Annotated in this window: 15 protein-coding genes; all 15 read right to left on the bottom strand. The window is 69.6% G+C overall.

The window, feature by feature from the left end:
* Nucleotide 1 precedes the first annotated feature (1 nt).
* Nucleotides 2-904 carry a F0F1 ATP synthase subunit gamma gene (locus KME79_RS39895; protein WP_148033911.1) on the bottom strand — a complete coding sequence of 301 codons (903 nt, stop codon included), beginning with the start codon at nt 902-904 and terminating at the stop codon, nt 2-4.
* A gap of 3 nt (nt 905-907) precedes the next feature.
* On the bottom strand, nt 908-2,557 hold the full coding sequence (gene atpA / locus KME79_RS39890; RefSeq protein WP_148033912.1) for a F0F1 ATP synthase subunit alpha: 1,650 nt from the start codon (nt 2,555-2,557) through the stop codon (nt 908-910).
* A 23-nt stretch (nt 2,558-2,580) separates the two neighbouring features.
* Nucleotides 2,581-3,390 (bottom strand): F0F1 ATP synthase subunit delta, encoded by an 810-nt coding sequence (locus KME79_RS39885; protein WP_148033913.1) that lies wholly within the window; start codon nt 3,388-3,390, stop codon nt 2,581-2,583.
* Nucleotides 3,390-3,947 carry a F0F1 ATP synthase subunit B gene (locus KME79_RS39880; protein ID WP_148033914.1) on the bottom strand — a complete coding sequence of 186 codons (558 nt, stop codon included), beginning with the start codon at nt 3,945-3,947 and terminating at the stop codon, nt 3,390-3,392. The genes KME79_RS39885 and KME79_RS39880 overlap by 1 nt, the downstream gene beginning before the upstream one ends.
* A gap of 35 nt (nt 3,948-3,982) precedes the next feature.
* The gene (gene atpE, locus KME79_RS39875; RefSeq protein ID WP_148033915.1) at nt 3,983-4,213 is read right to left on the bottom strand and encodes an ATP synthase F0 subunit C; all 231 of its coding nucleotides are present in this window, start codon (nt 4,211-4,213) and stop codon (nt 3,983-3,985) included.
* A 70-nt stretch (nt 4,214-4,283) separates the two neighbouring features.
* Nucleotides 4,284-5,081 carry a F0F1 ATP synthase subunit A gene (gene atpB / locus KME79_RS39870; protein WP_219551053.1) on the bottom strand — a complete coding sequence of 266 codons (798 nt, stop codon included), beginning with the start codon at nt 5,079-5,081 and terminating at the stop codon, nt 4,284-4,286.
* 67 nt (nt 5,082-5,148) lie between these two features.
* Nucleotides 5,149-5,364, bottom strand: coding sequence for an AtpZ/AtpI family protein (locus tag KME79_RS39865; RefSeq protein ID WP_187281350.1), 216 nt, complete (start codon nt 5,362-5,364; stop codon nt 5,149-5,151).
* Between the two features lie 67 nt (nt 5,365-5,431).
* Nucleotides 5,432-5,851, bottom strand: coding sequence for a Cg1360 family ATP-synthase-associated protein (locus KME79_RS39860; RefSeq protein ID WP_148033917.1), 420 nt, complete (start codon nt 5,849-5,851; stop codon nt 5,432-5,434).
* A 129-nt stretch (nt 5,852-5,980) separates the two neighbouring features.
* Nucleotides 5,981-7,267: a glycosyltransferase family 4 protein gene (locus tag KME79_RS39855; RefSeq protein ID WP_219551051.1), complete on the bottom strand. Its 1,287-nt coding sequence runs from the start codon at nt 7,265-7,267 to the stop codon at nt 5,981-5,983.
* Nucleotides 7,268-7,327: 60 nt separating this feature from the next.
* Nucleotides 7,328-8,590, bottom strand: a complete 1,263-nt coding sequence (glyA, locus tag KME79_RS39850) for a serine hydroxymethyltransferase (RefSeq protein ID WP_219551049.1) — start codon at nt 8,588-8,590, stop codon at nt 7,328-7,330.
* 50 nt (nt 8,591-8,640) lie between these two features.
* Nucleotides 8,641-9,015: a hypothetical protein gene (locus KME79_RS39845; protein WP_148033919.1), complete on the bottom strand. Its 375-nt coding sequence runs from the start codon at nt 9,013-9,015 to the stop codon at nt 8,641-8,643.
* A complete protein-coding gene (locus KME79_RS39840) occupies nt 9,015-11,066 on the bottom strand; it encodes a hypothetical protein (RefSeq protein ID WP_219551047.1) in 2,052 nt (683 codons plus the stop codon). Before KME79_RS39840 ends, KME79_RS39845 begins: the two co-directional genes overlap by 1 nt.
* Before the next feature lie 87 nt (nt 11,067-11,153).
* Nucleotides 11,154-11,801 carry an L-threonylcarbamoyladenylate synthase gene (locus KME79_RS39835; protein ID WP_148033921.1) on the bottom strand — a complete coding sequence of 216 codons (648 nt, stop codon included), beginning with the start codon at nt 11,799-11,801 and terminating at the stop codon, nt 11,154-11,156.
* Between the two features lie 103 nt (nt 11,802-11,904).
* Nucleotides 11,905-12,759 carry a peptide chain release factor N(5)-glutamine methyltransferase gene (prmC, locus tag KME79_RS39830; RefSeq protein ID WP_219551045.1) on the bottom strand — a complete coding sequence of 285 codons (855 nt, stop codon included), beginning with the start codon at nt 12,757-12,759 and terminating at the stop codon, nt 11,905-11,907.
* Nucleotides 12,756-13,808 (bottom strand): peptide chain release factor 1, encoded by a 1,053-nt coding sequence (gene prfA, locus KME79_RS39825; protein WP_148033923.1) that lies wholly within the window; start codon nt 13,806-13,808, stop codon nt 12,756-12,758. Before prfA ends, prmC begins: the two co-directional genes overlap by 4 nt.
* Nucleotides 13,809-13,885: the final 77 nt, after the last annotated feature.

The raw sequence follows: 13,885 nt of genomic DNA, 5'->3' as shown, positions 1-13,885 counted from the left end.
TTCACTCTTTCCCCGCTGCGGCGTCAGCGAGCGCGTTGGCGCCACCGACGATCTCGCTGATTTCCTGGGTGATCTCGGCCTGGCGAGCCTGGTTCATCTGCTGGGTGAGAATCCGCATCAGCTCGTTGGCGTTGTCGGTCGCGGACTTCATCGCGCGCCGCCTCGCGGCCTCCTCGGAGGCCGCCGACTGCAGCAGCGCGGTGAAGATGCGGGACTCCACGTAGCGCGGCAGCAGCGACTCCAGCACGTCGCCGGCGGTCGGCTCGAACTCGAAGTACGGCGGGATCACGGTGGCTTCCGTCGCCTCGGTCACCTCGACCTCGAGCGGCAGGATCCGCCGGACCACGACGTTCTGCGTGAGCATCGAGACGAACTGCGTCGAGACGATGTGGATCTCGTCGATCCCGTTGTCGTCCTTGAACGAGTCGATCAGCGTGGTCGCGATCTCCTTGGCGTCGGCGTACGACGGGTTCCTGGAGAAACCGGTCCACTGACCGCCCATCTCGCGCTGGCGGAAGGTGTGCCAGGTGACTCCCTTGGTCCCGCTGACGAACGGGATGTACTGCATCCCGCGGCCCTCGATGAGCCCGCGCAGCGCTTCGGCCTCACGCAGCACGTTGGCGTTGAAGCCGCCGCAGAAGCCGCTGTCGCTGGTGACGATGAGGACGCCCGCCTTGGCGGGGTTCTCCTTCGCCACGGTCAGCGGATGGTCGACGCTGGCCGCGTTGCTGACGACGCCGGTGACGGCGCGAGTGATCTCGCGCTCGTACGGCAGCGCCGCCTGCATCCGTTGCTGCGCCCGCACGATCCGTGAGGAGGCGATGAGCTCCTGGGCGCGCGTGATCTTCGCGGTCGACTTGACCGAGTTGATCCGCCGCCGCAGCAGCCTTAGCTGGGCACCCATGTGCTACTTCCCCGTCGCCGGACGGACGACCTTCTTGATCTTCTCCTGGCCGACCTCGTCCGCCTCGAGCGGCGCCACCGGCTCGTCCTTCACCAGCAGCTCGCCCGAAGAGGTGGTGAAGCCCTTCTTGAACTCCGTGATGGCGTCCTTGAGAGCGGTCGCCGCGTCGTCCGGCAGCTCCTTGGTCTCGCGGATGCCGTCGAAGATGCCCTTGTGCGAGGAGGCCAGGTAGTCGAGGAACTCCGACTCGAAGCGGCGGACGTCCTCGACCGGCACCTCGTCGAGCTCACCGGTCGTGCCGGCCCACACCGACACCACCTGACGCTCGACCGGGAACGGTGAGTACTGCGGCTGCTTGAGCAGCTCGACCAGACGCTGGCCGCGGTCGAGCTGGGCCCGGGAGGCGGCGTCGAGGTCGGAGGCGAAGGCCGCGAAGGCCTCCAGGTCGCGGTACTGCGACAGGGAGAGCTTGAGCGTGCCGGCCACCTTGCGCATGGCCTTGACCTGGGCCGAGCCGCCGACTCGGGAGACGGAGATACCGACGTTGATCGCGGGACGGACGCCCGCGTTGAACAGGTCGGTCTCCAGGAAGCACTGGCCGTCGGTGATGGAGATGACGTTGGTCGGGATGAACGCCGACACGTCGTTGCCCTTGGTCTCGATGATCGGCAGACCGGTCATCGAGCCCGCGCCCATGTCGTTGGAGAGCTTCGCGCAGCGCTCCAGCAGGCGGGAGTGGAGGTAGAAGACGTCACCGGGGAACGCCTCGCGGCCCGGCGGGCGGCGCAGCAGCAGCGAGACCGCGCGGTAGGCGTCGGCCTGCTTGGTGAGGTCGTCGAAGATGATGAGGACGTGCTTGCCCTGGTACATCCAGTGCTGGCCGATGGCCGAACCGGCGTAGGGGGCGATGTACTTGTAACCCGCGGGGTCGGAGGCCGGGGCGGCGACGATGGTCGTGTAGTCCATCGCGCCCGCCTCCTCAAGGCGGGAACGCACCTGCGCGATCGTCGAGCCCTTCTGACCGACGGCGACGTAGACGCAGCGCACCTGGCGCTCCGGGTCGCCCGACAGCCAGCCCTCGCGCTGATTGAGGATCGTGTCGACGGCGATCGCGGTCTTGCCGGTGCCGCGGTCGCCGATGATCAGCTGACGCTGGCCGCGGCCGATCGGGGTCATCGCGTCGATCGCCTTGATGCCGGTCTGCAGCGGCTCCTTCACGGGCTGCCGCTGGACGACCGACGGGGCCTGCAGCTCCAGGGCGCGCAGCTCCTCGTGCTCGATCGCGCCCTTGCCGTCGAGCGGCTTGCCCAGGGGGTCGACGACGCGGCCGAGGAAGTTGTCGCCGACGGGCACGGACAGGACCTCGCCCGTCCTGCGGACCGTCTGGCCCTCCTCGATGCCGGCGAACTCGCCGAGGATAACGACACCGATCTCACGCGGGTCGAGGTTAAGTGCCAGGCCGCGCGTACCGTTCTCGAACTCGAGCAGCTCGTTCGCCATCGCCGAGGGAAGGCCGGAGACATGGGCGATACCGTCGCCGGCGTCGACGACGGTCCCGATCTCCTCGCGCGCGGCGCCTTCCGGTTCGTACGCCTGGACGAAGCGCTCAAGCGCGTCCCGGATCTCGTCCGGCCGGATCGTAAGCTCCGCCATCTCTACTCTGTCTCCCTATTCGCCTAGCCGGCCAACCGGCGGCGGACTTCTTCGATTCGTCCCACAATGGTGGTGTCGATGATCTCGTCGCCGATGCGGACCGAGAACCCACCGAGCACTCGCTTGTCCACCTCGACGTTCAGGTGCACGTCACGGCCGTAGGAGGAGCGCAGCCACGTGATGAGACGCTGCCTCTGCTCCTCGGTCAGCTCGACCGCGCTGCGGACCACGGCGACCAGGCGCCGGCTCTGCTGAGCCACCAGCCGGCCGAACTCCTCCAGCCCTGTCTCCAGGCTACGTCCTCGTGGATGTACCACAACCTGCGTGATGAGCCGCATCGTGCTGGGCGCGACCTTGCCTTCGAGCAAGGACCGCAGCAGCTCGCGCTTGCCCTCCGCCGGGGCGCCGGCGTCGCTGAGCGCGCGGCGCAGCGACGGGTTGGCGGCGACGATGCGGCCGAAGCGGAAGAGCTCGTCCTCCACGTCGTCGAGCCGCCGCTGGCTCTCCGCCTCGGCGGCGGCCGCGACCACGCCGAGCCGCTCGATCACGTCGGCCAGGTCGCCGACGCGCGACCACCGGGCCGAGACCGCGGCCTCGGTGGTGGCGACCGCCGACTCGCTGACCTTGCCCTCCAGCAGCACGCGCACGCTCTGCGCCTTCTGCTCGGCGGGCCTCGCCGGGTCGGACAGCGCCCGGCGCAGGCCGTGCTCGCGGTCGAGCAGATCCGCGACCGCGAACAGCTCGTCGGAGAGCGTGGCGAGGTCAGCGCTGCCCGCGACCGCGTTGAAGCGCTCCTCGACCTCTGCCAGCGAGGTTCTGCTCATGCCGCGCATTAGCGCACCGCCTGCGCGTTGGAGCTCTCCAGCTCGTCGAGGAACCGGTCGACGATGCGGCTCTGCCGGGCCTCGTCCGTCAGCGACTCGCCGACGATGCGGCCGGCCAGGTCGGTCGACAGACGGCCGATCTCGGTGCGGAGCTGGGCGAACGCCGCCTGGCGGTCGGCCTCGATCTGGGCGTGCGCGGCCTCGACGAGGCGACGGGCCTCGGCCTGCGCCTCCTCGCGGAGCTCCGCCTTGATCAGCGCGGCCTGCTCACGAGCTTCCTCGCGGAGCCTGGCCGCCTCGCGCCGCGCCTCTTCGAGCCGCTCGGCGTACTGCTGCTGCAGGGCCTGGGCCTGAGCCTGGGCCTCCTCCGCCCTCTTGATGCCGCCCTCGATGGCGTCGGTGCGCTCGGCCAGCGTCTTCTGGATGCGCGGGACGAGCATCTTGCCGACGACGAGAACGACGACGAAGAACGAGAAGATGCCGACGACGAGCTCGTAAGTGTGCGGCATGAGCGGGTTGGCACCCTCCTCCGCCGCCACTGTGAGGAGCGTAGCTGCCATGTTCATGGGTGCAGCCTTTCGTCAGGGGATGCTTCTGGCCGTCAGAGAGCCTGGAAGATGAACGGCGCGACCAGACCGATCAGGGCGAGGGCCTCGGTGAGGACGAAGCCGAGGAGCATGTTCTGGCGGATCAGGCCGTAGGCCTCGGGCTGGCGGGCGATGGCCTGCACGCCCTGACCGAAGATGATGCCGACGCCGATGCCGGGGCCGATGGCGGCGAGACCGTAACCGATGGCGGTGACGTTGCCGGAGACCTCAGCGAGAAGACCCATTGCTCTTATTCCTTTACTGGACGGCCGGTGAAGTGGAGTCTCACCGGTCATGGATATTCCGGTATGGGGTTCAGTGCTCCGCGTGCAGCGAGCCACCGATGTACATCGCGGCCAGCATCGCGAAGAGGAATGCCTGCAGGAACTGGATGAACATCTCGAAGCCGGTGAGGATGATGGTCATCACCACGCCGAGGACACCGATGGTGGAGCCCGGCAGGGTCAGCTTCTCGAAGAGGAACCAGAAACCCACCATGCTGAAGAAGGCGAGCAGCATGTGGCCCGCGAACATGTTCGCGAACAGTCGCACGGCGTGCGTGAACGGCGCGATGATCATGTTCGAGAGGAACTCGATCGGGGCCAGCAGCAGATAGATCGACTTCGGCAGCCCCGGCGGGAACATCATGTTCTTGAAGTAGCCGATGCCGCCCTGGTGCTTGACGCCCAGGTAGATCTTCAGGACGTAGATCGAGAGCGCCAGCACGAACGGGAAGGCGATGTGCGAGGCGACCGGGAACTGGAGGAAGGGGATGACGCCCATGAGGTTCCAGACCAGCACCAGGAAGAAGACGCTGACGAGCAGGCCCATCCACCGGTCGGTGTCCTTGCCCAGGAAGGGCCGGGCGACCTGGTCGCGAACGAACATGTAGCCATATTCGGTGACGTTCTGGATGCCCCGGGGGACGAGTTTCGGCTTGGCGAAGGCCGCCCAGCACACGCCGATCACGATGATCGAGCTGAGGAGGGCGAGCAGGACCGGCTTGGTGAACCAGGCGACCCCGGGAATGATGGGGGGCAGGTCGAACAGCTCGCCAGGCGTCGGCGCACCGAACTCACCCGGTGGTGCCGCTAGGACCGTCAGCGCACTCACGCGGCGTTCCCTTCAACGTCGTAGTGGATCACAGGAATTTCCTCGGCGAAGCGGTCGCGGCGTGGGGCTAGCGACCGTGCCGTCGGTAGACCGCGTAGCCGGCCAGCACCAGCCCCAGGACGATGCCTATGGGGAAGAACGCGGACAGGTCGAGCCAACGGTCCAGCAACCAGCCGATGCCGCCGTAGACCGCCATCCCGGCGAGAAGATAGCTGGGGACTGACCACATGGCGTCGGCGAAGTCGCGACCGTCTGTCTCCGGTCGGCGTTCCTGTTCGCTCATCGCGGCCCTGACGATAGCAGGCGGGCAGAGGACTAGTCATATCGGACCCCGTGTTTTACCAGGCTCATCAGTCGCCGTGCCCGGGGACCTTGGCGTCGGGGTCGACGTACAGCATCTTGGTCTTGAGGAAGGCGCGGACCTCGAAGGCCGTCCACACGATCGTGCCGACCACCACGGTCCAGGCGAAAGCCTGCGAGTTCCACAGCGTGGTGTCGCCGAAGGTGGCCAGCATCAGCATGATGACGATGACCTTCACGAGGTAGCTGCCCATCGCGGCGATGGCCATCAGCTGGGGCGAGACGCGGGCCGCGTACGACACGGCCACCACGCTGACGCTGAAGAAGACCATCACCAGGAGCACGCCGATGGCCGCGCCGAGCGCTCCTTTGCCACCGGCCAGGATGGTGGCCGCGGCCAGCGCGACGACTCCGACCCCGAGGGTGGGAAGCGCGGCGCTTTTCAGTACGCGCACGTCGTTGGCCTGCATCGGTGCTCCATCGCGAGTTATCAAGCGAGCGTTTGCTACCTCCAGAACACGAAAATCTGGAGGCCCTGCTCGTGAAAGATATCACAAGCTCACGGAAGGCTGCTTTTACCTGCCGTTTCTAGTTCGCGATCACGATCGGCCCGGATAGATGGGAATGACCGAGTTCGGATCGGTGCTCGGCCGCTCCCGCGGCGGGCCGGGCGGCGGCACCGGCCGCCGGAACTCGGCGTCGGGCCGGACCGGCGGCATCGGGCCGGTGGGCGGGCCGTCGTCGTCGTCGCTCGACGGCTTGCCCCGCGAGGTGTGCGCGCCGCCCCTGCCCCGCCAGCGCGGCAGCGCCATCAGCACCAGCACGCCCAGGGCCAGCAGGATGACCACCGGGAACGCCAGCACCGGCACCGTGACCACGGACATCGCGAAGATGCCGAACGCGAACAGGAACGTCCACGCGTACATGATCATCACGGACTGCCGGTGGGAGTGGCCGATGTCCATCAGCCGGTGGTGCAGGTGGCCGCGGTCGGGCGCGAACGGCGACATCCCGTAGGAGGTGCGGCGCACCACGGCCGTTATCAGATCGATGAGCGGGAGCACCAGGACCGCGGCCGGCACCAGCAGGGGCAGCAGCACGCCGAACCGGTTGATGCCCTCGATGACCGACGGGTCCACCGGCATCACGGTGACGAGCGACGAGGCCAGCACCAGCCCGATCAGCATCGCGCCGGTGTCGCCCATGAAGATCTTGGCCGGGTGGAAGTTGTGCGGCAGGAAGCCGATGCAGGCCCCGATGAGCACGGCGGAGATGGCGGCGGTGGTGGTGATGCGGTCACCGCTGATGTTCTGCCCGAGGTAGATGGAGTAGGCCCAGGTCGCCATGGCGGCGATGCACACGATGCCGGCCGCGAGCCCGTCGAGCCCGTCGACGAAGTTGACCGCGTTGATCGCCACCACCACCACGAGGATCGTGATGATCGCGCTCAGCGTGTAGTCGAGGCTGGTGGAGCCGCCCCAGTCCTTCGGCAGCGGGATGTAGGTCAGTCTCAGCTCGAAATGGACCAGCACCCCGGCGGCGGCGATCTGCCCGGCCAGCTTGATGAAGGGGTCCATCCCCCACCAGTCGTCCAGGAAGCCGGTCACCGTGATCAGGCCGCCCGCCAGGATCAGGGCCACGACCGGCTCGGCGGCGGTGCCGGCCAGCGCCTTGCCGGTGTTGGTCAGCTGGGCGGCCACCAGCAGCCCGACGACCAGACCCCCGTACATCGCCAGGCCGCCCAGCCGGGGCGTGGGCGTGGTGTGCACGTCACGATCACGGATCTCGGGGGCCGCGCCGATGCGGATGGCGAAGCGGCGCACCAGAGGGACCAGCAGATAGGTCACCGCTGCCGCGATGAGCGCCATGAACAGGTATTCGCGCACGGACCTAGTTTCCCGGATGCTCCGGCCGGCTGTGACCGGAAAACGACACAGACCAGCTTATTATTGGTCCATGTAAGGCTGATGTATGCCCAGCAGCGCCGTCACCCTGTCCCTGACGTCCGCGGCCGACTCCTGGTCGCGCACCGCGCGGGCCACCAGCGCCCCGACCTCCCGCAGATCCCGGGGCTCCAGGCCCTGGGTGGTGACGCAGGGCGTGCCGACCCGGACGCCCGAGGTCACGCGCGGCGGTTCGGGGTCGTACGGTATCGCGTTGCGGTTGAGCGTGATGCCGGCCGCGGCGCACCTGAGCTCGGCCTCGGCGCCGGTGACGCCCAGCCCGCGCACGTCGATCAGCGCCAGGTGGGTGTCCGTGCCGCCGGTGACAGGCCGCATGCCCGCCTCCGCCAGCGCCTCGCTCAGCGCCCGCGCGTTGGCGATCACCTGCCGGGCGTAGCCGGCGAACTCCGGCCGCAGCGCCTCCCCGAACGCCACCGCCTTGGCCGCCACCGCGTGCATCATCGGCCCGCCCTGCGTGAACGGGAACACCGCCCGGTCGATCCGCGCGGCCAGCTCGGCGGTGCACAGGATGCCGCCGCCGCGCGGTCCGCGCAGCGTCTTGTGGGTGGTGAAGGTGACGACGTCCGCCTCCGGGACCGGGGACGGGATGGCGCGGGCCGCGATCAGCCCCATCGGGTGCGCCACGTCCGCCATCAGCCACGCCCCCACCTCGTCGGCGATCCCCCGGAACACCCCGAAGTCGATCAGCCGCGGATAGGCGGTCGCCCCGCACACGATGAGCTTGGGCTGGTGCCGCAGCGCCAGGTCCCTGACCTCGTCGTAGTCGATCAGCTCCGTGTCGCGCCGCACCCCGTACGAGGCCACGTCGAACCACCGGCCGGAGAAGTTGGCCCGCGACCCGTGCGTGAGATGTCCGCCGTGCGGCAGCGCCATGGCCAGCATCCGGTCACCCGGCTGCAGCAGCGCCGCGTAGGCGGCCAGGTTGGCGGACGCGCCGGAATGCGGCTGCACGTTGGCGTGCTCGGCGCCGAACAGCTCGCGCGCCCGCCTGACGGCCAGCCGCTCGGCCCGGTCGACGACCTCGCACCCGCCGTAGTAGCGGCCGCCCGGGTAGCCCTCCGCGTACTTGTTGCTCAGCGTGGAGCCGAGGGCGGCCAGCACGGCGGGTGAGGCGAAGTTCTCGCTGGCGATGAGCTGGAGGCCGCCGCGCACCCGCTCGACCTCGTCGAGCAGCAGCGCGGCCACCTCCGGGTCCCGCTCCTCCAGGAGCCCGAAGCCCGGACCGTAGAAGGGTCCTGCGCCCATGACCCCACTGTACGGCGACGTACCTCTTTGTCCTAGTTTGGCACTCCTTCTCAGGAGAAGGCGTGCGGCGCCCCCGCCGGAGCCGGGATCCACCGGGGCGTGTCGGCGGCCTCGTCGCTGATGGCCGTGAGCACGGCCTGACGGTAGAGGCCGAGCCTGGTGCGCCACTGGCCGATGTCCTCGACATAGCGCGACCCCACCGGGGCGTCCCAGGTCTGCGGGCTCCTGGCCTTGGCGTAGGGCTTGTCCAGGGCCTTGGACAGCTTGTCGAGCAGGGGCAGGGCCTCCTGCCACGCGGTGACCAGCCGCTGGTACTCAGGGTTGAACTCCCACACCCGCGGCTGCTCGTCGAGCGGACCGGTCGCGGTGGCGGGCGGCATCTCCCCCAGCTCACGGGGCCGCGGCGCGGGCGGATCCACGTACATCAGGCACTCCTCCCATCGTCATCGCCTCGCCGCGGACCACCGGGCTCGACCTGCCCCGGCGGACCGTCGGCCCCCGGGCCCCACTCCCCCTCCGCGCCCTCGACGGACGGCATCTCCATGGACGGAACGCCCGCGGCCCGCGCGATGAGCTCCCGCAACTCCTCCTCACTCGGCGCCGCACCCTCCCCCGCCACCACACCCGGCCGCAAACCCTCGCCGTACGAGCCCGCACCCTCGGTACGTGAGCCCTCTCCGTACGCGACAACGTCGTCACGGCCCAAGCCCTCGCCGTACGAGATCGCGCTCTCGGGTCGCGAACCCTCGCCGTACGAGACCGCATCGTCACGACGGGAGCCTGCGTCGTACGAGACCGCGCCCTCGGTGCGCGAGCCCTCGCCGGACGAGACGGCGCCGTCAGGCGGCGGAGCGCTGGCGCTCACAGCGGCCGTGGCGGCGTCATCAGGGGGTGGGGTGGGTGGAACGACCAGCCCGGCGTCGCCACCCCTTGAGGGGGCGTCCTGACCGGTCCCAGGCGTGTCGGGCGTCGCGCGTCCCTGGTCGGGAGTCGTCCGTCCTTCGTCGGGCGTGGCGCGCCCCTGGTCTGGCGTGGCGCGCCCCTGATCTGGCGTGGCGCGTCCCTCGTCGGGCGTGGTGCGTCCCTGATCTGGCGTGGCGCGTCCCTCGTCGGGCGTGGTGCGTCCCTGATCTGGCGTGGCGCGTCCCTCGTCGGGGGTGGCGCGTCCCTGATCCGGTGGGTGGGTGTCCTGGGCGGTGCCGTCGTCGCAGGGGCCGCCGACGGAGGGCGTGTCGGCCGGCTGGACCTGGTCGAGGTTCTCCAGGAGACTCTCCAGCTCCTTCGCGGTGGGCGGGTCGAGGGGCACCTGGACCACCTTGACCCCGTCGATCTCGACGACCTTTGGCCTGCCGGTCTCGATGTCGTCCGGGTGATCCTTACGGGGGGTGTCGGCGATGCCCTGGGTGTTTCCGTCCCGCTGTCCACCGGCATCAGGCTTCTGGGTCCCGGGCTCGCCGTCGCACGCCCCGTCCCGTCGGCCATCCTCCCCGGGCTTCGTCTCGGACCGGTCCGCGTCCGGCTTCTCCTGGCCTATCGCGTCCGGCTTCTCACTGCGGGCATCGGCGTCCGGCTTCTCCTCAGGAGTACCGACATCGGGCTTCTCACCACGAGCGTCAGCATCCGGCTTCTCCTCGGGGGTACCGACGTCGGGTTTGTCCTCTCGTCCCGGGACGCCGTCGTCACACTTCCCGTCCTCACCGGGCTTGGCCTCAGGCTGATCCGCATCCGGCTTCTCACCGCGGGCATCGGCGTCCGGCTTCTCCTCAGGAGTACCGACATCGGGCTTCTCACCGCGAGCGTCGGCGTCAGGCTTCTCCTCGGGGGTACCGGTAACGGGCTTGTCCTCTCGGGCCGTGGCGCCGTCGTCGCACTTCCCGTCCTCGCTGGGCTTGGCCTCGGGCCGATCCACATCCGGCTTCTCACCACGAGCGTCCGCGTCAGGCTTGCCCCCATCCGGCTTCTCGCCCCGCGCATCCGCGTCCGGCTTCTCACCGCGGGCGTCCGCGTCAGGCTTGCCCCCATCCGGCTTCTCGCCGCGACTGTCAGCGTCCGGCTTGCCCCCATCGGGCTTGTCGCCCCGCGCATCCGCGTCCGGCTTGCCCCCGTCGGGTTTCCCATCCCGCGCGTCCCCGTCCGGCTTCCCGTCCCGGGCGTCCGTGTCTGGGTTGGATTTGTCGGGCTTCTGGTCAGTACCTGGTTTGTCGGTGGGAGGGTCCGTGCGGCGGGAGTCGCCAGAAGGGGACTCGCCGGCGGCGCGCTTCTCGAGGAGGTCCAGCCGGGCGGAGACGTCCTTGACCATCCGGTCCGCGGAGTCCGCCACCTGGACGGGCCGATGGGTGGTCTGGGTCGCGAGGCCCACCCTGGACATGATCTGCGAGACGCGCCCCTCCACCTCGCGCAGCTCGACGGCCGCCTGTTTCGTCTCCGCCAGCAGCTCGCGGACCAGCTGGGGATCCATGCCGTCGAACTTGCCCATGGGCCACTCCCGGACGTCGCTAGCTCCCGGGCCCACCGTATTCTCGCCGCCACCCACCGCGCAGGCGGGATAAGCAGACGGTATCGGTCAGCCGTCGGTCGCGACGTACCCGATGATGCCGCGCAGCTTCTCGACCGGGATGGCGCCGCGGCGCAGGAGCCGGGGCACGGCGGTGGTCAGGTCGAGGATCGACGACGGGGTGTTGTCGGTGGTCTTGCCGCCGTCGAGGTAGACCGCGACCGAGTCGCCGAGCTGCTCCTCCGCCTCCGCCGCGGTGGCGGCGGCCGCCATGCCCGAGCGGTTGGCGCTGGAGACGGCCATCGGGCCGGTCTCCTTGAGCAGGTCGAGCGCCACCGGGTGGAGCGGCATGCGCAGCGCGACCGTGCCCTTCGTGTCGCCGAGGTCCCACGACAGGGCGCGGTTCGCCTTGCAGACGATGGTCAGCGGCCCCGGCCAGAACGCGTCTATCAGGTCCTGCCCGTACGGTCCGAGGTCCTCGACGAGCGCGTTGGCCGCCCGTACGGTGCCGACGAGGACGGGCGGCGGCATGTCGCGGCCGCGGCCCTTGGCGTCCAGCAGCGCGGTGACGGCGGCGGGGGTGAAGGCGTCGGCGCCGATCCCGTACACCGTGTCGGTGGGCAGCACGACGAGCTCGCCGCGCCGGACGGCGGCGGCCGCCTCTCGCAGGCCCTCGGCCCGCTGTTCGAGATCGCTGCAGTCAAAGCGCTTTGTCACGGTCTCATTGCCTCACTCCGCTCGCGAGCGGCGCTCTACGAGGCCTCCTCCTTCCGTCATGTTCGGCGTCGTCCGGAGAAGGCCGCGCCGCTTCGCGTGCATCCTAGTCCTGGCCCAGCCTGGCGGTGACGAATCGGTCTCTGCGGGTGAGATCCTGCCGTAGCCGTACGTCACGCCAGCCGTTGTCTTCCGAGAACTGCAGGTAGACGTCCCTGCCCTGCTCGTCGGCGTGCTCGACGGCGACCCAGCCGCCGGGCCGCAGCAGGCGGCGCGCGGTGAGCTCGACGGCCCGCACCTCGCCTAGCCCGTCGTCGCCGGTGCCGTAGAGGGCGCGTACCGGGTCGTAGTCGCGCACCTCGGGGTCGCGCGGCACCGCGCCGGGCGGGATGTACGGCGGGTTGGAGATGACCAGGTCGACCCTGCCGTTCAGCTCGGGCAAGGCTGCGGCGAGGTCCTCGGGGTGCAGGTGGGTGCGGCCCTGACCGTGCTCGGAGATGTTGCGCTTGGCCCAGGTGTAGGCGTCGGGGTCGACCTCCACGGCGTGCACCTCGGACAGCGCCACCTCCTGGGCGATCGACAGGGCGATCGCGCCCGAGCCGGTGCCGAGGTCGACGACGAGCGGCGCGGTCACGTCCATCTCGCGCAGCGTCTCGATCGCCCAGCCGGTCATCACCTCGGTCTCGGGGCGCGGCACGAAGACCCCCGGCCCGACCTCAAGGTCGAGGTAGCGGAAGTAGGCGCGGCCGGTGATGTGCTGGAGCGGCTCGCGGGCCTCACGCCGCGCGACGCCCTCCCAGAACAGCGCGTCGAAGTCGGCGTCCTTCACGGCGTGCAGTTGGCTCCTGCGCACGCCGTGGACGAACGCCGCGATCTCCTCGGCGTCGGTGCGCGGTGACGGCACACCCGCCTCCGCCAGCCGGGCGGTGGCGAGGGCGATCTCGTCCAGCAGAAATGTCATGAGTGTTGTGCGAGCTTCTCCGCCATCTCGGCGTCGATGAGGGACTGGGTGACGGCGTTGAGCTCACCGTCGAGAACCTGGTCGAGGTTATACGCCTTGAAGCCGACGCGGTGGTCGGAGATGCGGTTTTCCGGGAAGTTGTACGTGCGGACCCGCTCGGAGCGGTCGACGGTGCGCACCTGCGACTTGCGTTCGGCCTGCGCGGCGGCGTCGGCCTGCTCCTGCGCCACGGCCAGCAGCCGGGCGCGCAGGATGCGCAGCGCCGACTCCTTGTTCTGCAGCTGGCTCTTCTCGTTCTGGCAGGAGACGACCACGCCGGTCGGCAGGTGGGTGATGCGGACCGCCGAGTCGGTGGTGTTGACGCTCTGCCCGCCGGGGCCGCTGGAGCGGTAGACGTCGATGCGCAGGTCGTTGGGGTCGATCTGGACCTCGACCTCCTCGGCCTCCGGGTAGACGAGCACGCCGGCGGCGCTGGTGTGGATGCGGCCCTGCGACTCGGTGACGGGCACCCGCTGCACGCGGTGGACGCCGCCTTCGAACTTGAGCCTGGACCACACGCCCTCGTCGCCCTTGGCCTTGATCGCGACCGTGACGTCCTTGTAGCCGCCCAGGTCGGACGGCTGACTGTCGATGATCTCGGTCTTCCAGCCGATCCGCTCGGCGTAGCGGAGGTACATGCGCAGCAGGTCGCCGGCGAAGAGCGCGGACTCCTCACCGCCCTCGCCCGCCTTGATCTCCATGATGATGTCCTTGTCATCGTTGGGATCGCGCGGGATCAGCAGGTGTTTGAGCCGTTCTTCGAGCTTGGGGATGCGCTCCTCGATCTCCGCCGCCTCGGCCGCGAACCCCTCGTCCTCGCCCGCCAGCTCCCTGGCCGCGGTCAGGTCGTCGCGGGCCGTCTCCAGCTCGCGGTAGGTGGCGACGATGGGGGTGAGCTGGGAGTAGCGCCTGCCGAGCGTGCGGGCCCTGCTCTGGTCGGCGTGCACGGCGGGGTCGGCGAGCTGCAGCTCCAGCTCGGAGTATTCCTTGAGCAACTCGTCGAGGTTCACCGTCGGGTCCTTCGTGTGTGGGCTGTGTTCGAACCAAGAACGCCGGCCCGCCGCACGGTCGTGCGTCGGGCCGGCGT

Origin of the sequence: Nonomuraea harbinensis (genome assembly GCF_019396385.1) — a bacterium.
In the GTDB taxonomy this organism is placed as follows: Bacteria; Actinomycetota; Actinomycetes; order Streptosporangiales; family Streptosporangiaceae; genus Nonomuraea; species Nonomuraea ferruginea.
Note: the sequence above shows the minus strand (reverse complement) of the source record. Positions and strands in the feature narration are given on the sequence as shown.